This is a genomic window from Buttiauxella noackiae (assembly GCF_000737905.1).
GTDB lineage: Bacteria > Pseudomonadota > Gammaproteobacteria > Enterobacterales > Enterobacteriaceae > Buttiauxella > Buttiauxella noackiae.
Genome location: NZ_JPRU01000001.1, coordinates 842,676 through 864,740, shown reverse-complemented (window position 1 = coordinate 864,740; position 22,065 = coordinate 842,676). Strand labels below are relative to the sequence as shown.

21 protein-coding genes are annotated in these 22,065 nt (G+C 50.6%); 13 read left to right on the top strand and 8 right to left on the bottom strand.

The annotated features are described in order from the left end of the window. Window positions 1-86 precede the first annotated feature (86 nt). The 6 genes from oppA (at window position 87) to IX31_RS03820 (ending at window position 6,782) form a co-directional block, all read left to right on the top strand. Window positions 87-1,721 carry an oligopeptide ABC transporter substrate-binding protein OppA gene (gene oppA / locus IX31_RS03850; RefSeq protein ID WP_034455837.1) on the top strand — a complete coding sequence of 545 codons (1,635 nt, stop codon included), beginning with the start codon at window positions 87-89 and terminating at the stop codon, window positions 1,719-1,721. Window positions 1,722-1,846: 125 nt separating this feature from the next. Further along, complete coding sequence (gene oppB, locus IX31_RS03845; RefSeq protein WP_034455836.1) at window positions 1,847-2,767, top strand: oligopeptide ABC transporter permease OppB; 921 nt, start codon at window positions 1,847-1,849, stop codon at window positions 2,765-2,767. 14 nt (window positions 2,768-2,781) lie between these two features. Next, the gene (gene oppC / locus IX31_RS03840) at window positions 2,782-3,690 is read left to right on the top strand and encodes an oligopeptide ABC transporter permease OppC (protein ID WP_034455835.1); all 909 of its coding nucleotides are present in this window, start codon (window positions 2,782-2,784) and stop codon (window positions 3,688-3,690) included. Between the two features lie 11 nt (window positions 3,691-3,701). After that, window positions 3,702-4,715, top strand: a complete 1,014-nt coding sequence (gene oppD, locus IX31_RS03835) for an ABC transporter ATP-binding protein (protein ID WP_034455834.1) — start codon at window positions 3,702-3,704, stop codon at window positions 4,713-4,715. After that, complete coding sequence (oppF, locus tag IX31_RS03830; protein ID WP_034455833.1) at window positions 4,712-5,716, top strand: murein tripeptide/oligopeptide ABC transporter ATP-binding protein OppF; 1,005 nt, start codon at window positions 4,712-4,714, stop codon at window positions 5,714-5,716. The genes oppD and oppF overlap by 4 nt, the downstream gene beginning before the upstream one ends. Window positions 5,717-5,930: 214 nt before the next feature. After that, complete coding sequence (locus tag IX31_RS03820; RefSeq protein ID WP_034455831.1) at window positions 5,931-6,782, top strand: ion transporter; 852 nt, start codon at window positions 5,931-5,933, stop codon at window positions 6,780-6,782. A gap of 27 nt (window positions 6,783-6,809) precedes the next feature. On the opposite strand, the gene IX31_RS03815 is transcribed toward IX31_RS03820, so the two are convergent. Continuing rightward, on the bottom strand, window positions 6,810-7,139 hold the full coding sequence (locus IX31_RS03815) for an HI1450 family dsDNA-mimic protein (RefSeq protein WP_034455830.1): 330 nt from the start codon (window positions 7,137-7,139) through the stop codon (window positions 6,810-6,812). Between the two features lie 37 nt (window positions 7,140-7,176). Next, on the bottom strand, window positions 7,177-8,637 hold the full coding sequence (cls, locus tag IX31_RS03810) for a cardiolipin synthase (protein WP_034455829.1): 1,461 nt from the start codon (window positions 8,635-8,637) through the stop codon (window positions 7,177-7,179). A gap of 208 nt (window positions 8,638-8,845) precedes the next feature. Here cls and IX31_RS22175 point away from each other — a divergent pair, with 208 nt between their 5' ends. Continuing rightward, on the top strand, window positions 8,846-9,028 hold the full coding sequence (locus IX31_RS22175; protein ID WP_072009405.1) for a YciY family protein: 183 nt from the start codon (window positions 8,846-8,848) through the stop codon (window positions 9,026-9,028). 57 nt (window positions 9,029-9,085) lie between these two features. On the opposite strand, the gene IX31_RS23385 is transcribed toward IX31_RS22175, so the two are convergent. Both IX31_RS23385 and IX31_RS03805 read right to left on the bottom strand, forming a co-directional pair. Further along, entirely contained in the window at window positions 9,086-9,241 is a 156-nt protein-coding gene (locus tag IX31_RS23385; protein ID WP_154150139.1) for a hypothetical protein, read from the bottom strand. Between the two features lie 42 nt (window positions 9,242-9,283). Then, window positions 9,284-9,580: a YciI family protein gene (locus tag IX31_RS03805; RefSeq protein WP_034455828.1), complete on the bottom strand. Its 297-nt coding sequence runs from the start codon at window positions 9,578-9,580 to the stop codon at window positions 9,284-9,286. A 225-nt stretch (window positions 9,581-9,805) separates the two neighbouring features. Between IX31_RS03805 and tonB the strand changes: the two genes are divergently transcribed. After that, window positions 9,806-10,546 carry a TonB system transport protein TonB gene (tonB, locus tag IX31_RS03800; protein ID WP_072009404.1) on the top strand — a complete coding sequence of 247 codons (741 nt, stop codon included), beginning with the start codon at window positions 9,806-9,808 and terminating at the stop codon, window positions 10,544-10,546. A 54-nt stretch (window positions 10,547-10,600) separates the two neighbouring features. Here tonB and pqqU read toward each other — a convergent pair whose 3' ends face one another. Beyond that, window positions 10,601-12,721 carry a TonB-dependent receptor PqqU gene (pqqU, locus tag IX31_RS03795; protein WP_034455825.1) on the bottom strand — a complete coding sequence of 707 codons (2,121 nt, stop codon included), beginning with the start codon at window positions 12,719-12,721 and terminating at the stop codon, window positions 10,601-10,603. A gap of 284 nt (window positions 12,722-13,005) precedes the next feature. Here pqqU and IX31_RS03790 point away from each other — a divergent pair, with 284 nt between their 5' ends. The 3 genes from IX31_RS03790 (at window position 13,006) to IX31_RS03780 (ending at window position 14,839) form a co-directional block, all read left to right on the top strand. Further along, on the top strand, window positions 13,006-13,566 hold the full coding sequence (locus IX31_RS03790) for a fasciclin domain-containing protein (protein WP_034455824.1): 561 nt from the start codon (window positions 13,006-13,008) through the stop codon (window positions 13,564-13,566). Window positions 13,567-13,631: 65 nt separating this feature from the next. Next, window positions 13,632-14,186, top strand: coding sequence for an RNA polymerase sigma factor (locus IX31_RS03785; protein ID WP_034455823.1), 555 nt, complete (start codon window positions 13,632-13,634; stop codon window positions 14,184-14,186). After that, entirely contained in the window at window positions 14,183-14,839 is a 657-nt protein-coding gene (locus tag IX31_RS03780) for an anti-sigma factor (RefSeq protein WP_034455822.1), read from the top strand. The genes IX31_RS03785 and IX31_RS03780 overlap by 4 nt, the downstream gene beginning before the upstream one ends. A gap of 49 nt (window positions 14,840-14,888) precedes the next feature. On the opposite strand, the gene ansP is transcribed toward IX31_RS03780, so the two are convergent. From ansP to IX31_RS03765, 3 genes are all read right to left on the bottom strand, one after another. Next, window positions 14,889-16,343, bottom strand: a complete 1,455-nt coding sequence (gene ansP, locus IX31_RS03775) for an L-asparagine permease (RefSeq protein ID WP_034455821.1) — start codon at window positions 16,341-16,343, stop codon at window positions 14,889-14,891. Window positions 16,344-16,527: 184 nt separating this feature from the next. Continuing rightward, complete coding sequence (locus IX31_RS03770; RefSeq protein WP_034455820.1) at window positions 16,528-19,623, bottom strand: beta-galactosidase; 3,096 nt, start codon at window positions 19,621-19,623, stop codon at window positions 16,528-16,530. 113 nt (window positions 19,624-19,736) lie between these two features. After that, window positions 19,737-20,819, bottom strand: coding sequence for a LacI family DNA-binding transcriptional regulator (locus IX31_RS03765; RefSeq protein WP_034455819.1), 1,083 nt, complete (start codon window positions 20,817-20,819; stop codon window positions 19,737-19,739). Between the two features lie 126 nt (window positions 20,820-20,945). Between IX31_RS03765 and IX31_RS03760 the strand changes: the two genes are divergently transcribed. Both IX31_RS03760 and pptA read left to right on the top strand, forming a co-directional pair. After that, window positions 20,946-21,749, top strand: coding sequence for an arylamine N-acetyltransferase family protein (locus IX31_RS03760; protein WP_241767161.1), 804 nt, complete (start codon window positions 20,946-20,948; stop codon window positions 21,747-21,749). A 67-nt stretch (window positions 21,750-21,816) separates the two neighbouring features. After that, entirely contained in the window at window positions 21,817-22,047 is a 231-nt protein-coding gene (gene pptA, locus IX31_RS03755; RefSeq protein ID WP_034455817.1) for a tautomerase PptA, read from the top strand. Window positions 22,048-22,065 lie beyond the last annotated feature (18 nt).

Genomic DNA, 22,065 nt, shown 5'->3' with positions numbered 1-22,065 from the left:
CATAACGCTCTTGCACTGTTAAGGAACCCTAAGGGGAAGAGGCTGGCTTTCGGGTCGGTAATTATAATGAGTGGAGTATCAACACAATGTCCATCATCACAAAAAAAAGTCTGGTAGCAGCAAGTATTTTATCCGCGCTAATCGTAGGCAATGTGGCCATGGCGGCCGAAGTTCCTGCAGGTGTTCAACTGTCAGAAAAGCAAACGTTGATTCGAAATAACGGTGCTGAACCACAGTCTCTGGACCCAAATAAGATTGAAGGTGTTCCTGAGTCAAACGTTAGCCGTGATCTTTTTGAAGGCTTACTGATTACTTCTCCAAAAGACGGACACCCAATTCCTGGTGTAGCTGAGTCCTGGGATAACAAAGATTTCAAAGTCTGGACCTTCCATCTGCGTAAAGATGCTAAATGGTCTAACGGCGAACCCGTCACAGCGCAAGATTTTGTTTATAGCTGGCAGCGTCTGGTTGATCCAAATACCGCTTCCCCATATGCAAGCTACCCACAATACGGCCATATCGTAAACGTTGATGCCATCATTGACGGTAAAATGAAACCAAGTGAATTGGGCGTAAAAGCCATTGACGACCACACTCTGGAAGTCACTTTGAGCGAGCCTGTTCCTTATTTCTACAAACTTTTGGTTAACCCGGCGATGTCCCCGGTGAATAAAACCGCCATTGAGAAGTTTGGTGAGAAGTGGACCCAACCTGCAAACATCGTCAGCAACGGTGCCTACAAACTGAAAGACTGGGTTGTTAACGAACGCATCGTAATGGAGCGTAATACCAATTATTGGGATAACGCTAAGACTGTTATTTCACAAATTACTTATCTGCCAATCTCTTCCGAAGTCACGGATGTGAACCGCTACCGCAGCGGCGAGATTGACATGACGTATAACAACCTGCCGATCGAACTGTTCCAGAAGCTGAAAAAAGAAATTCCAGCTGAAGTACACGTTGACCCGTATCTGTGTACTTACTACTACGAAATCAACAACCAGAAAGCTCCATTTAATGATGCGCGCGTTCGTACTGCTCTGAAACTGGGCCTGGATCGTGACATTATCGTTAATAAAGTGAAGGCGCAGGGCGATCTGCCTGCATATGGCTACACCCCTCCTTATGCTGACGGCGCAAAACTGACTAAGCCTGAGTGGTTCTCATGGACCCAGGAAAAACGCAACGAAGAAGCTAAGAAATTGCTGGCTGAAGCGGGTTACACCAAAGATAAACCGCTGACCTTCGACCTACTGTACAACACCTCAGATCTGCACAAGAAACTGGCAATCGCTGCCGCGTCTATCTGGCAGAAAAACCTCGGTGTGAACGTTAAGCTGGTAAACCAGGAGTGGAAAACCTTCCTCGATACTCGTCACCAGGGCAACTACAACGTTGCGCGTGCTGGTTGGTGTGCGGATTACAACGAGCCGACCTCCTTCCTGAACACCATGCTTTCTACAAGCTCAATGAACACCGCGCATTATAAGAGCCCAGCCTTTGATGCCATTATGGCGGAATCGCTGAAAGCGACGGATGATGCACAACGTGCTGCTGCATACGATAAAGCGGAACAGCAATTGGGCAAAGATTCTGCAATCGTTCCGGTTTATTATTACGTGAATGCCCGTCTGGTGAAACCATGGGTTGGCGGTTATACCGGTAAAGACCCGATGGATAATATCTATACTAAAGATATGTATATCATCAAACATTAATGGCAATTCGTGGGGCAAGTTTTAGCCTTTCTACTTCACGCTGAACGTGAATTATTTAGGGTAATTTTTGCCCCATCGTGTCTTATTTTATCGCACTCTAAAGGCACAGCCAGAAGGTATGGGCAATGTTGAAATTTATTCTGCGTCGTTGTCTGGAAGCAATTCCGACACTCTTTATTCTTATAACAATTTCATTCTTCATGATGCGCCTTGCTCCAGGTAGCCCTTTTACCAGTGAACGCGCACTGCCGCCGGAAGTTATGGCGAACATTGAAGCCAAATACCATTTAAACGATCCGATCTCGACCCAGTATTTCAGCTATCTGAAACAACTGGCGCACGGTGATTTTGGCCCGTCATTTAAATATAAAGATTATTCAGTGAACGACCTGGTGGCTTCGAGCTTCCCTGTCTCGGCCAAATTGGGTGCTGCTGCATTTATCTTTGCCGTCGTGTTAGGCGTTTTGGCTGGGGTTATTGCCGCACTGAATCAAAATACCAAATGGGATTACGCCGTAATGGGGGTGGCCATGACGGGGGTAGTTATCCCGAGCTTCGTGGTGGCGCCATTACTGGTTCTTATATTTGCGATAACCCTCAAGTGGTTGCCCGGAGGCGGGTGGAACGGCGGGGCCATTCAATACATGATCTTACCAATGGTCGCGTTGTCTTTGGCTTATATTGCCAGTATCGCGCGTATCACTCGTGGCTCAATGATTGAAGTTCTGCACTCCAACTTTATCCGTACCGCACGTGCGAAAGGGTTACCGATGCGCCGCATTATTTTGCGCCACGCCTTGAAACCTGCACTGTTACCCGTTCTGTCATATTTGGGCCCGGCATTTGTCGGTATCATCACAGGCTCGATGGTTATTGAAACCATTTACGGATTACCAGGTATCGGCCAGTTGTTCGTAAACGGAGCGTTGAACCGTGACTATTCATTGGTTCTGAGCCTGACCATTCTGGTCGGCGCGCTGACTATTCTCTTTAACGCGATTGTTGATGTGCTGTATGCCGTTATCGATCCGAAAATCCGTTACTGACGCTGGAGTACGCCATGATGTTGAGTAATAAAAACAGCGAGGCGCTGGAAAACTTCAGTGAAAAACTAGAAGTAGAAGGCCGTAGCCTTTGGCAAGACGCCCGTCGCCGCTTTATGCATAACCGTGCAGCGGTAGCGAGTTTGATTGTCCTGGCGCTTATCGCACTGTTCGTGACCTTCGCGCCAATGCTGTCGCAATTTAGTTATTTTGATACCGACTGGGGAATGATGTCCGCTGCACCGGATATGGCCTCTGGTCACTATTTCGGGACGGACTCCTCGGGACGTGATCTGCTGGTTCGTGTCGCAATCGGTGGTCGTATCTCGTTGATGGTGGGTGTTGCAGCAGCACTGGTCGCAGTAGTGGTTGGCACATTGTATGGCTCGCTTGCGGGCTATCTGGGTGGCAAAACCGACTCCGTGATGATGCGTCTGCTCGAGATTCTCAACTCCTTCCCATTTATGTTCTTCGTTATTTTGCTGGTGACATTCTTCGGGCAAAACATCCTGCTGATTTTTGTCGCAATCGGCATGGTTTCCTGGCTGGATATGGCGCGTATCGTGCGTGGCCAGACGCTGAGCCTGAAACGTAAAGAGTTCATTGAAGCAGCCCAGGTTGGCGGTGTTTCTACCGTTAACATTGTGGTTCGTCACATTGTGCCAAACGTACTCGGTGTGGTGGTGGTATATGCCTCGCTGCTGGTGCCAAGCATGATCTTGTTCGAATCGTTCCTGAGCTTCCTGGGTCTGGGTACGCAAGAACCACTTAGTAGCTGGGGCGCATTGCTAAGCGATGGCGCCAACTCCATGGAAGTTTCTCCATGGTTGCTGATGTTCCCGGCAGGCTTCCTGGTTATCACCTTGTTCTGTTTCAACTTTATCGGCGATGGCCTGCGTGATGCCCTCGACCCGAAAGATCGTTAAGGAGTGCCGCGATGAGCACAATTGAAAATCCTGCGGTGGTTACTCCACTGAGCCAGGCTTCTACGTTGTTAGACGTAAAAGATCTGCGCGTCACCTTCGGTACGCCAGACGGTGATGTTACAGCGGTAAACGATCTGAATTTCAGCCTGCGAGCAGGTGAAACGCTGGGCATTGTGGGCGAGTCCGGTTCCGGTAAATCGCAAACGGCTTTTGCTTTGATGGGGTTGCTGGCGGCGAATGGCCGTATTGGCGGCTCAGCGAAGTTTAATGGCAAAGAGATCCTGAATCTGCCAGAAAACCAGCTTAACCGCCTGCGTGCAGAACAGATTTCGATGATCTTCCAGGACCCAATGACCTCGCTGAACCCTTACATGCGTGTAGGTGAGCAGTTGATGGAAGTGCTGATGTTGCACAAGAAATTGGGCAAAGCAGAAGCGTTTGAAGAATCTGTTCGTATGCTCGACGCAGTTAAAATGCCTGAAGCACGTAAACGCATGCGTATGTTCCCGCATGAGTTTTCCGGCGGTATGCGCCAGCGCGTAATGATTGCCATGGCTTTACTGTGCCGTCCAAAACTGCTGATTGCCGATGAACCAACGACTGCACTGGACGTTACCGTTCAGGCGCAAATCATGACGCTGCTGAACGATCTTAAGCGTGAGTTCAACACTGCGATTATCATGATCACCCACGATCTGGGGGTTGTTGCCGGCATTTGCGACAAAGTACTGGTGATGTATGCCGGGCGTACTATGGAGTATGGTCAGGCTCGAGATGTGTTTTACAACCCGGTTCACCCGTATTCTATCGGCCTGCTGAATGCGGTACCGCGTCTGGATGCTGAAGGTGAATCTCTGCTGACTATTCCTGGCAATCCACCAAACCTGTTGCGTTTGCCGAAAGGTTGCCCGTTCCAGCCTCGTTGCCCGCATGCGATGGAAATCTGTAACACGGCACCGCCGCTGGAACAATTTGGCGAAGGCCGCTTACGCGCCTGCTTTAAGCCAGTGGAGGAGTTAGTATGAACGCCGTGACAGAAGAGAAAAAAGTCCTCTTAGAAATCGCCGATCTTAAAGTTCACTTTGATATCAAAGACGGTAAACAGTGGTTCTGGCAACCTTCTAAAACCCTGAAAGCGGTTGATGGCGTGACGCTGCGTTTATACGAAGGCGAAACGCTGGGTGTGGTAGGGGAATCTGGCTGTGGGAAATCGACTTTTGCCCGCGCGATCATTGGCCTGGTGAAAGCGACAGAAGGCCGCGTAGCATGGCTGGGTAAAGATTTGCTGGGCATGAATCAGGACGAGTGGCGCGAAGTGCGTAGCGACATCCAGATGATTTTCCAGGACCCGTTGGCGTCCCTAAACCCGCGTATGAATATCGGCGATATTATCGCTGAGCCGCTGCGCACTTATCACCCGAAAATGCCACGCCAGGAAGTTCGTGATCGTGTAAAAGCGATGATGATGAAAGTAGGCTTGTTGCCAAACCTCATCAACCGTTACCCGCACGAATTTTCAGGTGGCCAGTGTCAGCGTATCGGGATTGCTCGAGCGCTGATCCTCGAGCCAAAACTGATTATCTGTGACGAACCGGTTTCCGCGCTCGACGTGTCAATCCAGGCTCAGGTTGTGAATCTGCTGCAAAAACTGCAACGTGAAATGGGGCTTTCCCTTATCTTCATCGCGCACGATTTGGCAGTGGTAAAACACATCTCTGACCGTGTTCTGGTGATGTATCTGGGCCATGCAGTTGAGTTGGGCACCTATGATGAGGTGTACCACAATCCGCTGCACCCTTATACCAAAGCATTGATGTCTGCTGTGCCAATTCCTGACCCGGATCTGGAAAGAAACAAAACGATACAACTTCTTGAAGGGGAGTTGCCATCGCCAATTAACCCGCCGTCAGGCTGCGTATTCCGTACGCGTTGCCCGATTGCAGGGCCAGAGTGTGCGAAAACCCGCCCGGTTCTGGAGGGCAGTTTCAAGCATGCCGTTTCCTGTCTGAAGGTTGACCCGTTATAATCTCGCAGGGCTGGCATATTGCCAGCCTTTAGATTGCTGACAAAGAAGGAAAAAGCGTGGTTTTTCCTTCTTTTTAGTTAAGCAGCCGAAAATCAATGAATTGATTTTCCTTGTTATATTTCCGGTGATATATGTTCGTATCGTAAACGTAATGAGGTTTGTCATCATTTTGAGGGCTGGCATATTGCCAGCCTTTTTCACAGGCGAGGTTTTCGTGACAGGGAATAAGAGTTCTTTAAGACAACGTTGTTACCACGTTTTATTTGACCAACGAACCCGCTCAGGGCGCCGCTCCGAAGTATTATGGGGTTTGCTGGCCCTGCTTAGTGTCATCACCGTTTTTATTGAATCCAGCATCGGCAATCAAGTCACTTTCACACCAGAGCAATGGCGCTGGTTTATCGCCATCGAAATTGGTTTTACCCTGGTTTTCACCCTTGAATACATACTGCGCGTACTCACCTGGCCTGAGCCAGTGCGTTATGTGTTTAGCTTCTGGGGTTTTATTGATCTCGCGACGATTCTGCCGCTCTACGTTTTGTGGCTATGGCCGGAGCTGGCAATACACTACTTCTTTGCCTGGCGCGCCATGCGGGCGGTTCGCGTTTTGCGTATTCTAAAATTACTGCGCTTAATGCCCGCACTAAATAGCTTATGGCGCGCGGTGGTCAATGCCCGCCATCAACTGATTCTATTCTATTCATTTATCGCCATCGTATTAGTTACGGCTGGTGCATTAATGTATGGAATTGAAGGGGCCGTTAACGGCTTCACGAGTCTTGGCGTTTCGGTTTATTGGGCCGTGGTGACGGTGGCGACAGTTGGTTACGGCGATATTACGCCTCACACTCCGTTAGGAAGGTTAGTGGCGTCATTACTCATCTTGATTGGCTACTCGGTGATTGCTATCCCAACCGGGATTTTGACCGCGCAGATGACGGCGGAATTACAGCGCAAACGGCTGGAGCGAAAATGCCCGTTATGCCATCAACAAGATCATGAGACTAACGCGCAGTATTGTAAGTCGTGTGGTGGGCGATTACCGCTAATAGGCAAAGAAGAGTAGCGCGGCAGCAGTGCCGCGCTAAAAGCATCACTCGCGCCAGAGGATATGGCAGAGTTTGTGATCTTTTTCGCGGCACAACAGCACACGAGCAAAAATATCGTTGATTTCGCCACCGTCCGTGTCGGCAAGGCCAATCACGACTTCGGCGAAAAAGTCAGGGTTCAGGTCGAAATCTACATGTTCCTGCCAGTCTTCAGCTGGGTCAAAAAGCTCGGCACCGCCACGCTCTTCAAATTGCAGGTTAAATAAAATCACATCTGCCGGGTCGAGGTTATCTACCGCCAGTTCCAGAAAAATATCGTACGCCTGCTCGAGAGTTTCATCTTCTGTCAGGCGATTGTTCAGATCCATTTCCATCTCATTTTCCACTTATCGAGTGCTGATGCGCCACGTTTTACAGCAACGGGCTAAAGAAGTAAAACAGTCGCTCTACCACGCGTTGCCACATTGGGCGTTTCAACCACAAGCGTAGATCAACCAGCCGTGAGCGGGAGATATAATCGTCTTGAACGGCGGCAAGGTCGCTGGCAAAACCGGAGTCGTCGATAACCAGAGTTATCTCGAAATTGAGCCAAAGGCTACGCATATCCAGATTCACCGTGCCTACCAGACTGAGTTGTCCATCGACTAGGACGCTCTTGGTATGCAGCAAGCCACCTTCGAACTGATAAATTTTCACACCAGCCGCCAGAAGTTCGGTAAAGAATGCGCGGCTTGCCCAGCCCACCAGCAACGAATCATTCTTGTGAGGAACGATAATACTCACATCAACGCCACGTTGCGCAGCGGTACAAATTGCGTGAAGTAAATCATCGCTCGGCACGAAGTAAGGGGTCGTCATAATCAAATATTCACGCGCGGCATAAACAGATGTTAGCAATGCCTGGTGAATTAAATCTTCCGGGAAACCTGGGCCTGAAGCAATCGTGTGAATTGTATGACCGCTGGCTTCTTCAAACGGCATAATATTTGCGTCTGGGGCCGGTGGTAAAATCCGTTTACCTGTCTCAATTTCCCAGTCACAGGAATAAACAATGCCCATCGCGGTCGCGACCGGTCCTTCCATACGAGCCATTAAATCAACCCATTGCCCAACACCTGCATCCTGTTTAAAGAAGCGTGGGTCGACGAGATTCATACTGCCTGTATAGGCGATGTAGTTATCAATCATCACCATCTTCCGATGCTGACGTAAATCCATGCGGCGCAAGAACACACGCATCAAATTAACTTTGAGCGCTTCAACGACTTCGACACCGGCATTACGCATCATATTTGCCCACGGGCTGCGGAAGAAGGCTACGCTTCCTGCCGAGTCGAGCATTAAACGGCAATGGATGCCACGGCGAGCCGCGGCCATCAGGGACTCAGCCACTTGATCGGCTAAACCTCCGGGCTGCCAGATGTAGAACACCATCTCGATATTATGGCGAGCCAACTGGATATCACGAATTAACGCATGCATCGTTTCATCAGAGGTCGTGAGTAGTTGCAACTGATTGCCTTTGACACCGCCAATTCCCTGGCGGCGTTCACATAACTGGAATAACGATGTCGCAACCTCGCTGTTTTCTTCAGCAAAAATATGTTTGCAGCTTTTAAGATCGTTAAGCCATTTTGCGGTTGATGGCCACATAGCTCGTGCGCGTTCGGCGCGACGTTTGCCCAGATGCAACTCACCAAATGAGAGGTAGGCGATTATCCCTACCAGCGGAAGAATATAAATAATCAGCAGCCATGCCATGGCTGAAGGAACTGCGCGGCGCTTCATTAAAATTCGCAGCGTTACGCCTGCTATTAGAAGCCAATAACCTAAAATGATCAGCCAACTAACGACTGTATAGAAGGTTGTCATAGTTCAAAAATCCTTTAGAAACCGTATGCTTTTGAGTTTACGCACAACCGCCAGAGGTTGACACTAAAACTATACCCAAAATCATTTGAGTTGTAGGAAGGCTGCGCACCAACAACTTTAAGTATGACGGGTATAATCGTAAAACGGCTGGTCTGGCGTGAAGAAGACACTATAATGGCGCGTCTTACATGCAACCTGAGTCGTAAAAATGAGGCGTAGTAGAACTGAGGTCGGGCGTTGGCGTATGCTTCGTCAGACACAACGGCGCAGATCGCGTTGGCTGGAAGGTCAGTCACGCCGTAACATGCGCATTCACGCCATCAGAAAGTGCCAGACAAACCGCCAGCGTAACTCCTTGCTGTTTGCCATTCACGATCAATGGGCGTCGTAAAGAAAAGGGCACCGCTTGCGGTGCCCAGTATCATCAAAATCTTCTAGAATCCCGGTCTTACGAGAAATGCATTGCCAGTAAAATAATCAGCACAGTAACCGATGCCGCCGCGACAATCACCAACGGATGTTTGGCAAGCCAGGCGTTCCAGCGTGCTTCCTGATTACCCACAGATTGCTTGTGGCGCTCATAAGACTCATCAAACAAATCCATAAAAATTTCCTGATAACTTTATTCACCGTACTAATAGTTGAATCAGAATACCTTTTTGAATGGCTTGATTGCCACCTGTTTATACACACCCGCCGCAATATAAGGATCTGCTTCAGCCCATGCTTGCGCATCTTCAAGAGATGCAAACTCGGCAATTACCGTTGAACCGGTAAAACCCGCTGCACCCGGATCGTTACTGTCGACAGCAGGCATAGGCCCGGCAGTTAACAGGCGACCTTCGTCGCGTAAAAGTTGTAGGCGGGCCAGGTGAGCAGGGCGCACAGCCGTGCGTTTTTCGAGAGAGTCGGCATTATCTTCCGCATAAATGACATACAGCACGTGCAGCACTCCTTATAGATATGAGATATGTAAAACACGGTAAGTGAATGGAGCTAAGACTGCAACTTGAAATCTGTTGTGTATTAACAAGATGTTAAATCGCTACGTTGAATGTGGGAAAATAGAGCGCCTGGTAGGAAAATGAGCGACTTTGTTCGATGCGTTGTTGAATATGATTGCTATTTGCATTTAAAATTGACGCCTGTTTAAGAGACCTAAGACATTATGACGTCAATGACCCTTGATTTACCTCGCCGCCGCTTTCCATGGCCGACCGCACTCTCTGTCGTACTTCATGGTGCTATTGTCGCGGCGGCTCTCTATACCTCGGTACATCATCAGGTTGTTGAGTTGCCAGCACCTGCACAGCCTATCAGTATCACTATGGTGACTCCGGCTGAGCTTGAACCTCCGCAACCTGAAGTTGTTCAGCCACCGCCAGAGCCGGTAGCTGAACCGGAACCTGAGCCTGAACCGATCCCTGAGCCGCCGAAAGAGGCGCCAGTTGTCATTCATAAGCCAGAACCGAAACCAAAACCTAAGCCAAAACCGAAGCCGGTGAAAAAGGTTGAAGAGCCGAAGCGCGAAGTAAAACCGTTTGAACCGCGTCCGACTGCGCCGGTAACTAACACCGCACCAGCACGTCCCGCGCCGGTTGCAAACACTGCACCTGTTGCCTCAGCAGCACCTGTTGCAACTGGGCCGCGTGCGCTTAGCCGTAATTCGCCACAGTATCCTGCCCGCGCACATGCGCTGCGCATTGAAGGCAGGGTACGTGTGAAGTTTGATGTTGCTGCAGATGGTAGTGTGAGCAATGTGACGATTCTTTCCGCGACACCTGCCAATATGTTCGAACGCGAAGTGAAACTGGCGATGAAAAAATGGCGCTACGAAAGCGGCAAGCCAGGGCAGGGTATGATTGTCAACGTGGTCTTCAAGCTTAACGGCGGCGCGACGATGGAGTAATTCATCTCCTGCACCAAATAAAAACGGAACCTGATGTGGTTCCGTTTTTTTTACTTACAGGAATGTGTAGCTCAGGTTCACACCCACACCATAATTGCGCCCCGGTGCGGGTTCGTAGTAGCGGCCGTTGCCCTCATTGACGATAACGGAACCCACATATTCGCGATCAAACAGGTTATCGACGCGGCCCCAAATATCCAATAACCAGCTTTCCTGAATCCGCAGTTTATAACCACTGTTAAGAGAGGCGACAGTGTAAGCAGGTGCTTTCGCAGTATTCTCATCATTGGCCTGAATATCACTCATATAACGCACGTCAGCTCCTGCATAGAAGCCCTCTGGCGGCGTGTATTCAAGCGAAGCATACCCCATGTTACGCGCGATGCCCGGAATACGATTCCCCTCGCAGTTGTCATCACCGCATGCGTTGCTGCGATAGGTCGCATCGAGATAAGTCCATGCCATTTTTACGCGCCAGTCGTAGCCAAGTTGGCTATCAGCAGAGAGCTCCACCCCACGGCGGCGTGTTTCACCGGCGTTTTTGTAGGTCGTACGCCCACCACTGCTTTGGTCTGCAACAATCTCATCATCGGTATCGGTCTGGAACAGTGCTGCGGTAAGCAAACTATTGCCAACGCGCGTTTTACTGCCGATTTCTACGGTATCGCTGGTGGACGGTTTTAATCCAAAATTCAAACCTGACTGGCCGTTATCACGATACGAGAGTTCGTTGATGGTCGGCGTTTCAAAACCACGACCTGCAGAGGTGTAAATATTCCAGGCATCGGTCACGGCGTATTTCAACGCGGCGGCAGGTAGCCACTTGTGGTAGCTCGCGTCTCCGCTGTCATCACCATTTTTACCTTTGATGTATTGATCGTTCGAGTCGAAATAGACTGAGCTAAAACGCACGCCGGCATCAAGACTCAGTTTATCGGTGAGTTGCCAGGCAGTTTGTAGATACGGGTCAACGTTCCACATCAGGTTGCGTTCATCACGGCGCAGATCGCCTTTCTCGCCTAAAACCGTGGTGCCGTTTTCTATCACAAAGTTTTCAAACCCTTTGCGCTTTTCCGACATGGTTTCGTAATCAAGCCCGGAGGTTAACGTCACCGGCACAGACAGAAGATTGCCGCGGTGCGTCCAGCGAGAATCTATCCCTTGGTAATGGCGTGAAAGTGAAATCACTCCACCCGGATGGGTCGGATTTAACTCCGGGGCGACAGGAATAGACTGATATTGCGTAGTTTCGCGCACCCCCGCATAGGTCATGACACTTAAATCATCATTGGCGGTTAACTGCCTGTCGTAGCGCAGGCCAGCCTGAGTCTGTTTGGTGGTCTTGCGGGTATTGTACTGTTCGGCGCGAGGAGCCTGAGTCGGGTCATTGCGCCATTCTTGTTCAGTTAACCCGCCCGGATCGTTGGCATCAATATCCACGCTATTAAGCAGCAGCGTTAATTTACTTGCTTCATTGAGACGTACACCAAGCTTTGCGTTGCCGAGATTTTTCTGGGCGCTGCTGTGGTCGCGATAACCATGAGTGGTAAAGCGTGAAGCGGAAACGGCGTAATCGACATCACCGGCATGAGTGCCATCGCCCGTGGCACCGGTTGCTTTAATGCTGTTGCGCCAGCTTCCGAAACTGCCGTAATAACTGCTGGCTTCAAAGGTCGGCGGTTGTGTGCCGGTGGTGGTGTTAACGTTAATTACGCCGCCCGACGCATTGCCGTAAAGCGCCGAGAAGGGACCGCGTAACACTTCAATGCTTTCAACGCTGTTAATATCGATATTTGAGGTTTGCCCCTGGCCGTCAGGCATGGTGGCAGGAATACCATCGACATACATTCTTATGCCGCGCACACCATAGGTGGAACGAGAACCAAATCCGCGCACCGAAAGCTGTAAATCTTGCGCATAGTTCTGGCGATTCTGAACCTGAAGACCCGGCACGCTGCTCAGGCTTTCTGAAAGGTTAACGCGCGGTGCCGCCTGGCGCATGTCGTCGCCATTGACGACGCTGACCGCGGCTGGCGTGTCCAGCTCGGAAATCGTGCCTTGTGTGGCCGTAACGACCATCGTGTCCTCAGCGGCATGAACGGGAAGGACAAAAGACGACAGGGCAGGAGTTAATATCAGCGGGAGAGAAATCTTTCCATGGTGCACAATTTTCATCAGACATTTTCACTGGTGGGAGCATTTTACGTTCCGGACGAACCATCTGGAACATTCAAGCGTGTATGTTAATACTTGTGATGAATGTTTGAAAAGTGTTAACGGCACATAACGTTAACGCAAGTTTTTATCGCTAAAAGTGTTTCGCGAGTATTTGCGCGGCGGGGAGTCAGGTTTAGTTAATCAGAAAAAATATTTTCATTTCCCTGCATCCAGTTCGTTTCCTCGTTCGTATATCAGAGTGTGAGCCAACAACGTGCTCCTGACTTGATGAGGAAATAACCATGAACAAAATCCTTACTGCTGCGATCTCTACCTCGCTACTGTTTAGTGCTGCCGGCATGGCTGCCGTGATGTCAGACTCCGTGATGGTTGGCGGCGCGGCAATGTACCCTTCGAAAAATATCGTTGAAAATGCGCTCAACTCTAAAGACCACACGACGCTGGTTGCCGCCGTGAAAGCGGCAGGTCTGGTCGACACACTACAGGGAACCGGGCCATTTACCGTGTTCGCGCCGACCAATGCAGCGTTTGCCAAACTGCCCGCCGGGACGGTTGAGAATCTGGTGAAGCCGGAAAACAAAGCGGTACTGACCAACATACTGACTTATCACGTTGTGGCGGGAAAATACGATATGAAACAACTCGAGAAAAAAATTAAAGCGGGTGGTGGCCATGCGGAATTGAAAACCGTGAATGGGCAGCCTTTGTGGATAATGAGCAACGGCCCGCACAACATCCAGTTGAAAGATGCCCAGGGAAATATCGCCAATATCAGTACTTATGACATAAATCAGAAAAACGGTGTAATTGACGTTATTGATACTGTCCTGATGCCTAAATAAATCCTGTCTATACTCGGTGTGAGTGCGCGCGGCCTGCGTCCACTCACACTTCAATCAGGGCAGATATGGACAACAAGCAGGTTCAACAACAGGTAGCGCTGGTTAAGGCGATTGCCGGTGGCGATCGAGGAGCCTTTGAACAACTATATCGCCAGACGTCACCGATGCTTTTCCCGGTAGCGTTGCGTATGTTGCGCCGCTCTTCATGGGCCGAAGAAGTCCTGCATGACAGTTTTCTTGCCGTCTGGAATCGTGCTGCAACGTATGACCCTGCCTATAGCTCCCCTATGACCTGGCTTACGCATATTGTGCGCAATCGTTGTATCGATTGGCTAAGAAGTGGCCCTGCGCGCAGCGGTGAGCTGGAAGAAGAACTAACCGACTATACGCCAGGGACGAGTTATCAAAGTGAAGAAAATCAGCATGACGATAAGCAAGTCGACAAGCTCACGGAGTGCCTGGCGCACCTGCCTGCGGATCAGCGGCAAAGCGTGGTGTTGGCTTACTATCAGGGCATGTCTCACAGTGAAATTGCGACCTGGTTGCATCAGCCGCTTGGCACGGTAAAAAGCTGGGTGCGCCGGGCGCTGGATCACCTTAAGGACTGCGTAGGATTATGAAAAGCAGACAAGATATCGACAATGCATTGAGCGCACAGTATGCCCTGGGCACGCTGCGTGGGAATGCGCGTCTGCATTTTGAAAAACGCCTGGCGCAGGAACAAGAACTGGCACAACAACTTGGGCGTTGGCAAACCTTGCTGGCACCATTTGAAAACAGCACACAGCCACAGATTCCGCCGGAGCGGGTATGGAAAAAATTAGAGCTTAGCCTGCCGCCGCAAAAAACGACTGCTTCAATATGGAACTGGAATTACCTCGGATGGGCGCTCGCTGCCGGGCTTGCCGCTATCGTGCTGGTGCCGTATTTCACCAGCCGTTCGCCAGAACTCGCACCGCTGGTGGTGTTAAACAGTAGTGATGCAACAAAAGGGCAATGGATTGTTAATGCAGATAGCGAACGCAAAACATTGCAGTTAGTTCCGGTGCAACCGCGCGAGATTGCGGCCAACAACAGCTTGCAGCTATGGGCGATACCTTCGGGGGCAAAACCGATTTCACTTGGCCTGGTTAACGCCAGCCAGTCTACTCAACTCACTACGGGCAACGTGGCCTTGTCTCCAGGCACGACGATTGCTATCAGTCTGGAGCCGCAGGGTGGTTCACCAACCGGGCAGCCAACCGGGCCGGTTGTATTCAGTGGGTCGCTGTAAAATTAATGCCGGATGTCGCTAATGCTAATCCGGCCTGGAGTTTTAAAGTTTACTGCATAGAGCCATCTTCTTTATGCGCCAGTTCATGCACACGCTTACGTGTCCCGAACCAGCCCAACACCAGAACGACGGCAATCAACGGAATTGAAGCGATAGTGTAGGTTCCGTTGGGATAATCGAAGGCCATCAGTACCAGCACGCTGAACAGGAATAACAGCGTCAACCATGAAGTAAAGGGCGCGCCGGGTAATTTAAAGCTGACGTCAGCCGCTTTGCCTTCTTTAATCGCTTTGCGTAAGCGCATCTGGCAAACCATGATAAACGCCCAGGAAGAGATAATGCCCAGCGAGGCGACGTTAAGCACAATCTCAAAGACCTGCGAAGGCACAAGGTAGTTCAGCACTACGCCAATCACATAAATCCCAAGGGTGACCAGAATGCCGGCATAAGGCACTTGCTGCTTACTCATTTTCGACATGAACTCAGGCGCTGAACCGCCCATCGACATCGAACGTAAAATACGCCCGGTGGAATAGAGGCCAGAGTTCAGGCTCGAAAGCGCCGCCGTCAGCACCACCATATTCATGATGTCGCCGATATACGGTACGCCAAGTTTAGAGAAAAACGTCACAAATGGGCTTTGCCCTGCCTGATAAGCCGTCCAGGGTAGCAATAAAACCAGCAATGTTACGGAGCCGACGTAAAACAGGCCGATACGCCAGATAACGCTGTTAATCGCTTTTGGCACCATTGTCTGCGGGTCTTTGCATTCGCCTGCGGCAGTACCCACCAGTTCGATAGAAGCAAAGGCAAACACCACGCCCTGGATAAGTACCAGCGCAGGCAGCAGGCCATGTGGGAAGAAACCGCCGTTATCGGTAATTAAATGGAAGCCTGTCGTGTTGCCGTCGAGCGTTTTTCCGCTGCCGAGGAACACAGTCCCGACCACCAAAAAGGCAACGATAGCGAGGACTTTGATCAGCGCGAACCAGAACTCCATTTCAGCAAACCACTTCACACCAATCATATTCATGGTGCCGACAATACCAAGCGCACCGAGAGCAAACACCCACTGTGGCACATCGCCAAAAGCGCCCCAATAGTGCATATAAAGTGCCACGGCGGTGATATCGACAATGCCCGTCATTGCCCAGTTAACAAAGTACATCCAGCCAGCCACGTAGGAGGCTTTTTCACCGAGGAACTCGCGTGCATAAGAGACGAAACTGCCGCTCGAAGGGCGATGAAGAACCAATTCGCCTAGTGCGCGTAAAATAAAGAAAGAAAAGATGCCGCAGACCAGATACACCAGCGCCAGTGCGGGGCCAGCCATTTGCAGGCGCGCACCGGCACCCAAAAAGAGGCCTGTACCAATCGCGCCGCCGATGGCAATCATCTGCACCTGGCGATTACCCATTGCCTTGTGGTACCCGGAATCGTGCGAATTCAGCCAGCGCCGTTTAGCCGCGTGCTTTTCCGCTTCGGTTTTTTGCGTTGTGTTCATGTTACCCCTGTCTCCTGGTTAAAAGTCCCCGCAAGTGCCTGGCTTTTTATAATTTCAACGCCATGACAAAACGGGTGCCAGATCCTATCCAGAAATGTTAAAGGACGCTAATGTCTTTTTCACAAAAGGGAGGGATAACAAGCGATGGCTGAAAAAATAATCAGACCATCGCTGAAAACAAAAACTAGTCGCGAGTCCAGGTCAGCTCATAGTGGTAATGCTGTTTGTCGAGCAGATATTCTGGAGAAACGCTTGGGCTCCAGGAATCATCGCCGCCTACGCCCATATGGAAACCATCCAGATTTAGCCAACTACCAGGTTCCTCAACTAACAGATGACGATGCGAGGTTTCGCGCAGTTGTTGCTGGCTAAAGCGGCTGATATTGAAGTGGAAATTTCCCTTCCAGAGATTGTTACCGTACTCAAGCTGTTGAGTATCACAGCGCAGGCCATTTTCGGTCGGGAAAACATACGGCGTATGCATTTCATCCAGCGGCCGTTTCCAGCTATCGAACAGGGCGGATTGTTTGCGATCAGGATAGTTTTCATGTGGCCCTAATCCCAACCAGCTGACTTCGGAATGAACTTGCGATAACTGGCAGGTCAGCCCGATGCGCGCAGGCGGCGGCGTTCCAAAAGCCACATCAACATCCACGCTCATGTGGAGCGCACCCTGGCAATCAATTCGCCAGTTCTTGTGGCTGACAAACAACGTTTTGCCGTCATGTTTCCAGCTATGAACGGTACGAATCAGGACTTCATTTGCAAGCTGCTCGGCTTCGCAGGTTTCCAGTTGGGATTCAAGTTGATACATTCCCGCTGCTTTCCAACGCTCGACCCAGGCGTTCGGGTCAATTCGTGTCACTTCGCTAACGCCAATATCGTTATCCAGCGGTGCACGGGTGAATTGATCCTGCAACGGCTGTAGCAACGCAGGCTGCTGCGCGGTCCACCACTGGTTCATCAATCCCGTTTCACGATTAAACTGCCAGTGATGCAGCCCGAGTCGAACATCAAAATGGCAATGGCTAATGGTCAGCTCTGGTTTTTCACCGTTAAAAGGCAGTGAGGTTGCGGTGAGAATGCCAGGGAGTTGCCACTGATCCCATGCGCAAATATGCCCGGCTTCTGACCATGGCGTGGCGTTAATTTGCTGCACTTTTACCGTCAGCCATACATCGCCGCTGCGGGTAATATCAGGCAGGGAGTCGAAGATAACCGCCTGTTTGCCTTCAGGTGTTATATCGAGCTGCACTTCACCTTCAGCAAGCTGTTCACCCGCTTGCGAAACCTGCCAAATCAGGCGTTCGTTATCGCTATGGCGGAACAGATATTCGCTGGTGATTTCCAGGCGCAAAGACTCTTCGCGTTTCAGTTCAAACTGGAAAAACTGCTGCGCTTGCTGGGCTTCATATAGCGCCGGATGCGGCGTGCGGTCAGCAAAAACCAGACCGTTCATGCAGAACTGGCGATCGTTCGGTTTGTCGCCAAAATCGCCGCCGTAAGCAGAAAACGGCTCGCCGTTCTCATCGTGTTTAATCAGCGATTGATCCACCCAGTCCCAGACAAAACCGCCTTGCAGACGCGGATGCTGGCGGAATGCCTGCCAGTATTTGTGGAAACCGCCAAAGCTGTTGCCCATGGCGTGAGCATATTCACACAGAATCAGCGGGCGCGTTTCGTCCGGCATACCGATCCACTTTTTAATCGACCACTTTGGCACCGCCGGGAAGGGCTGATCCTCGTCGATTCGCGCATACATCGGGCAAATAATATCGGTTGCCGCGCTGTTCGCTCCGCCGCCTTCATACTGCACTGGGCGCGAAGGATCGACGGATTTAATCCAGCGATAAAGCGCGTCGTGATTCGCACCGTGACCAGATTCATTCCCCAGCGACCAGATGATAATGGAAGGATGATTAATGTCGCGTTGTACCATGCGCGTGACGCGCTCCGTCATCGCGGGCAGCCAGGTCGGGTCGTCGCTCAGGCGATTCATCGGCACCATGCCGTGGGTTTCAATATTCGCCTCATCCACCACATACAGGCCATAACGGTCGCACAGGCGGTACCACAAAGGATGGTTAGGGTAATGGGAGCAGCGCACCGCGTTAAAGTTATGCTGCTTCATCAGCAGAATGTCCCGGCGCATAGTTTCTTCGTCCATCACCTGACCATTTTCAGGATGATGCTCGTGGCGATTGGTGCCGCGAATCAGCAACGGTTTGCCGTTGAGCTTCAATAACCCTTGATGGATTTCGACTTTACGAAAACCGACGTCATAGGCTTCGGCTTCAATTATTGCGCCTGTGCTATCCAACAAAATAACGACAGCGCGGTATAGATTGGGGATTTCGGCGCTCCACAATTGCGGGTTTGCGGCAGAGAGCCGGACGGTGGTCCGGTCGCTATAAGCGCCACGTTCATCAATAATCTCGCTGGTCAGCGCTTGTTGCCGCTCACTCACGCATTCTTCACCATGCCACAGTTGCACTTTTACCTGTAACTGGCCGTCGATGTCGCCTTTTACCGCAACAGCTGTTTCCAGCACGGCGTGGCTAAAATCTTCGTTTAAATGCGAGATGATTCGTACATCGCTCAAATGAATGGCGGGTTTATGCAGCAATGTGACGTCACGGAAAATACCGCTCATCCGCCACATATCCTGGTCTTCCAGATAAGTTCCATCGCACCAACGCAGCACCATGACCGTAATACGGTTCTGCCCCGAGTGAAGGGCTTCACTGAGGTCGAATTCTGAGGGCAGGCGGCTATCTTGCCCATATCCTATCCAGTGACCATTACACCAAAGATGGAATGCCGAATTCACACCATCGAAAATAATCCTCGTCTGCCCCTCATCAAGCCATGATTGTTCGATATTAAATGTGAGCGAGTAACATCCAGTCGGGTTGTCATGTGGCACAAATGGCGGTGTAACCGGAATAGGATAGGTGACGTTGGTATAAATCGGGGCGTCAAAGCCATGCATTTGCCAGTTTGATGGAACGGGTAAGATTTGAGCGTCGGCTAAATCAACCTCAAGCCAACTTTCGGGAACACTTTCGGGCTGAGTAAAATAGCTAAATCTCCAGTCACCGTTGAGACTGTGCAAACTATCAGATACTGAGTCGTCGCGCGCGGCGCTCGCATCACGCCAACTGGAAAATGGCGGGTGAGCAGGCAGGCGATTTAATTGCGTCACTGCTGGGTTCTCCCAGTCGCGTCGCCCAAGAATCGCGGCCAAAGTGGCAGCGACAGAACCCGAACGGATAGTCATATTTGATGTTCCTTTACATTTTTGCGAAGCGCTCACAATTATTAATTAATATGTTTTTTACCTGCGCAGATGTAAAGCAGTAAAACAATTTCAGGTGAGGCGATTCACAAAAATCACTTCAGGCGTGCGACCTGGCGGGCGAGTACCGCAAGCGCGTCGGCCAGGGCTTGTGGTGACGTGGCATCAGAATTTGGTACTGCTGTCGTTTTACGCTCAATCAGCGTGACGGGAAGAATAGTGGCATGGCCAGGTAAAGCGGGCGCGTGGATTTGGGCAATCAGTTGGTCAACACTGGTATTCCCCAGTGCTTTAAAGTCTTGTTTGATAGTGGTGAGCGGCGGGATAAAACAGGCGCTATCTTCGGTATCGTCATAACCCACCACTGAGACTTGCCCTGGAACGGATAAGCCTGACTCATTGAGCGCACGTAATGCGCCTAACGCCATTTGATCGTTGGCGACCACCAGGGCGGTAAACTTCGCTCCCGTACTAATGAGCGCCAGTGTCTGAAGATAACCGGAGATTGAACTCCAGTCTCCCTGCAATTGCGCGACAGCCTTCAGGTGGTGCTGTGCCAGAGCCTGTTGCCACCCTTCCTGGCGCAGACGGGCTGAAACAGAGGTCAAAGGTCCGCTTAACAAAGCAATATGCTGGTGGCCTCGCTGGACGAGATGAGTCACGGCCAACTGTGTGCCGGTGGTGGCATCAAATGTGATGCTGTGGGTATTGAGATCCGGGGATACATCGAGGAACAATACCGGCACATTGCCGCACATTTCAGTGATAGCGCGAACCTGGTCATCTTCCAGAGGAATATTCACAATTAGCCCATCAACTCGCTGGGAAAGCAGGCTATTCACAGCACCTTTGCAGGCGCTCAAATCAGGCTGCTCAATCATCGATATCACCACGTTAAAGTGGAGTTTGCTGGCCTGAGACTTAATGGCGGCTGCGATTTGCGATGGAGCGTGAAGGGACAAGTTGCTGGTCACAAGCCCAATCGTGTGGCTTAGTTTCCCGGCCAGTTGCTGCGCCACCCGGTTAGGAACGTAGTTCAGTGCCTGCATCGCTACTTCTACTTTACGGCGCGTTTTATCAGAAACGTGCTCTGCCTGATTGATAACCCGCGAAACGGTCTGATAGGAAACATTGGCATGTTTCGCCACATCATAGAGAGTCATCGACTTGGGTTTCATAGCGCATCCTTCTGGCACTCAATTTCAGGGGAATAGTCTACAGGCCTGTTGTGGCCAGAGCATTATCGATCATTTGCCCTGAAAAAAACGCTTTATAGTGAAGACATCGGATTTTAAGAGGTTGAGATGATGACTTTTGAGCGACAAACCTATTTTGCGCGTATTGGTTTTCAGGCGAAAGCCGTACCCACCTTAGAGACTTTGCAACGTATTCATCTGCTGCATACCTGTTCCATTCCTTTCGAAAATTTAGATGTGTTACTGGGACGTACCATCAGGCTTGAACTGGATAATGTTTTTGAAAAGCTTGTCGTCGCTGGGCGAGGAGGTTATTGCTATGAGCAGAATGCCTTACTGCGCGCAGCGCTCGAAGATATCGGTTTTGAGGTGGAAGACCTGGCGGCGAGAGTGTTGATAACGCAACCGCCTGAGATGCCACCAAGAACGCACCGCCTATTGCTGGTGTCGATAAATCAACAGCGTTATCTGGCCGATGTAGGATTTGGTGGGAAAACGCTGACTTCCCCTTTGCGGCTGGAAACTGATGTTGAACAGCCTACGGCGCACGGCGTCTATCGCTTAACGCATCTGGAGAGCGATTACTTGTTGAGTATCAAACAACCAGATGGCTGGATGCCTCTGTATCGGTTTGATCTGCAACCACAATATTTCAGTGACTTTCAGGTCGCTAATCACTATGTTTCGACATGGCCCGAGTCGTATTTCCGCCATCATTTAATGGTGTGTTTGCATAAAACCGATGGCACGACGTTAACGCTGAGTGACCGACAGTTTAGCGGTGAGCAACGCGAGGAAATAGGGGACGAGCGAGCAACGTATCAGCTACTGCAAGAAAAGTTTGGCTTGCGTCTGGACCATGGGCAGCACGGCATGAGCGTTGCGGAGTTTACCGCTATTTGCCCCAAATGATTTTCTGTTGCTATAACCTGATGTTTTAACGTATGAATAGAATTCGCCATTTTAAAGGAGATTTTTTGTGCCGCACATCACCGTAAAACACTTCCCGCGCGAGTTGACTGAAGAACAAAAAGAGGCGCTTGCTGCGGATATTTGTGCCGTGCTTAAGAAGCACTTTAATTCATCTGACGAGTCGCTCTCTGTTGCCTTAACCCCTATCCAGAAAGATCGCTGGAAAGAGGATGTCTACGATAAAGAGATCGCACCAGCACTGGATACTTTGGCCAAAAAACCCGGCTACAGTATGTAGTTTGTTTCAAGGCCGCTC

Coding starts and splice junctions, on each gene's coding strand:
- oppA (WP_034455837.1), top strand. CDS start 87: ATGTCCATCATCACAAAAAAAAGTCTGGTAGCAGCAAGTATTTTATCC.
- oppF (WP_034455833.1), top strand. CDS start 4,712: ATGAACGCCGTGACAGAAGAGAAAAAAGTCCTCTTAGAAATCGCCGAT.
- IX31_RS03770 (WP_034455820.1), bottom strand. CDS start 19,623: ATGACTATCCGTTCGGGTTCTGTCGCTGCCACTTTGGCCGCGATTCTT.
- IX31_RS03815 (WP_034455830.1), bottom strand. CDS start 7,139: ATGGAAATGGATCTGAACAATCGCCTGACAGAAGATGAAACTCTCGAG.
- oppD (WP_034455834.1), top strand. CDS start 3,702: ATGAGCACAATTGAAAATCCTGCGGTGGTTACTCCACTGAGCCAGGCT.
- IX31_RS03765 (WP_034455819.1), bottom strand. CDS start 20,819: ATGAAACCCAAGTCGATGACTCTCTATGATGTGGCGAAACATGCCAAT.
- IX31_RS03790 (WP_034455824.1), top strand. CDS start 13,006: ATGAACAAAATCCTTACTGCTGCGATCTCTACCTCGCTACTGTTTAGT.
- pqqU (WP_034455825.1), bottom strand. CDS start 12,721: ATGAAAATTGTGCACCATGGAAAGATTTCTCTCCCGCTGATATTAACT.
- cls (WP_034455829.1), bottom strand. CDS start 8,637: ATGACAACCTTCTATACAGTCGTTAGTTGGCTGATCATTTTAGGTTAT.
- oppB (WP_034455836.1), top strand. CDS start 1,847: ATGTTGAAATTTATTCTGCGTCGTTGTCTGGAAGCAATTCCGACACTC.
- IX31_RS23385 (WP_154150139.1), bottom strand. CDS start 9,241: ATGGATTTGTTTGATGAGTCTTATGAGCGCCACAAGCAATCTGTGGGT.
- IX31_RS22175 (WP_072009405.1), top strand. CDS start 8,846: ATGAGGCGTAGTAGAACTGAGGTCGGGCGTTGGCGTATGCTTCGTCAG.
- oppC (WP_034455835.1), top strand. CDS start 2,782: ATGATGTTGAGTAATAAAAACAGCGAGGCGCTGGAAAACTTCAGTGAA.
- IX31_RS03785 (WP_034455823.1), top strand. CDS start 13,632: ATGGACAACAAGCAGGTTCAACAACAGGTAGCGCTGGTTAAGGCGATT.
- IX31_RS03780 (WP_034455822.1), top strand. CDS start 14,183: ATGAAAAGCAGACAAGATATCGACAATGCATTGAGCGCACAGTATGCC.
- tonB (WP_072009404.1), top strand. CDS start 9,806: ATGACGTCAATGACCCTTGATTTACCTCGCCGCCGCTTTCCATGGCCG.
- IX31_RS03760 (WP_241767161.1), top strand. CDS start 20,946: ATGATGACTTTTGAGCGACAAACCTATTTTGCGCGTATTGGTTTTCAG.
- ansP (WP_034455821.1), bottom strand. CDS start 16,343: ATGAACACAACGCAAAAAACCGAAGCGGAAAAGCACGCGGCTAAACGG.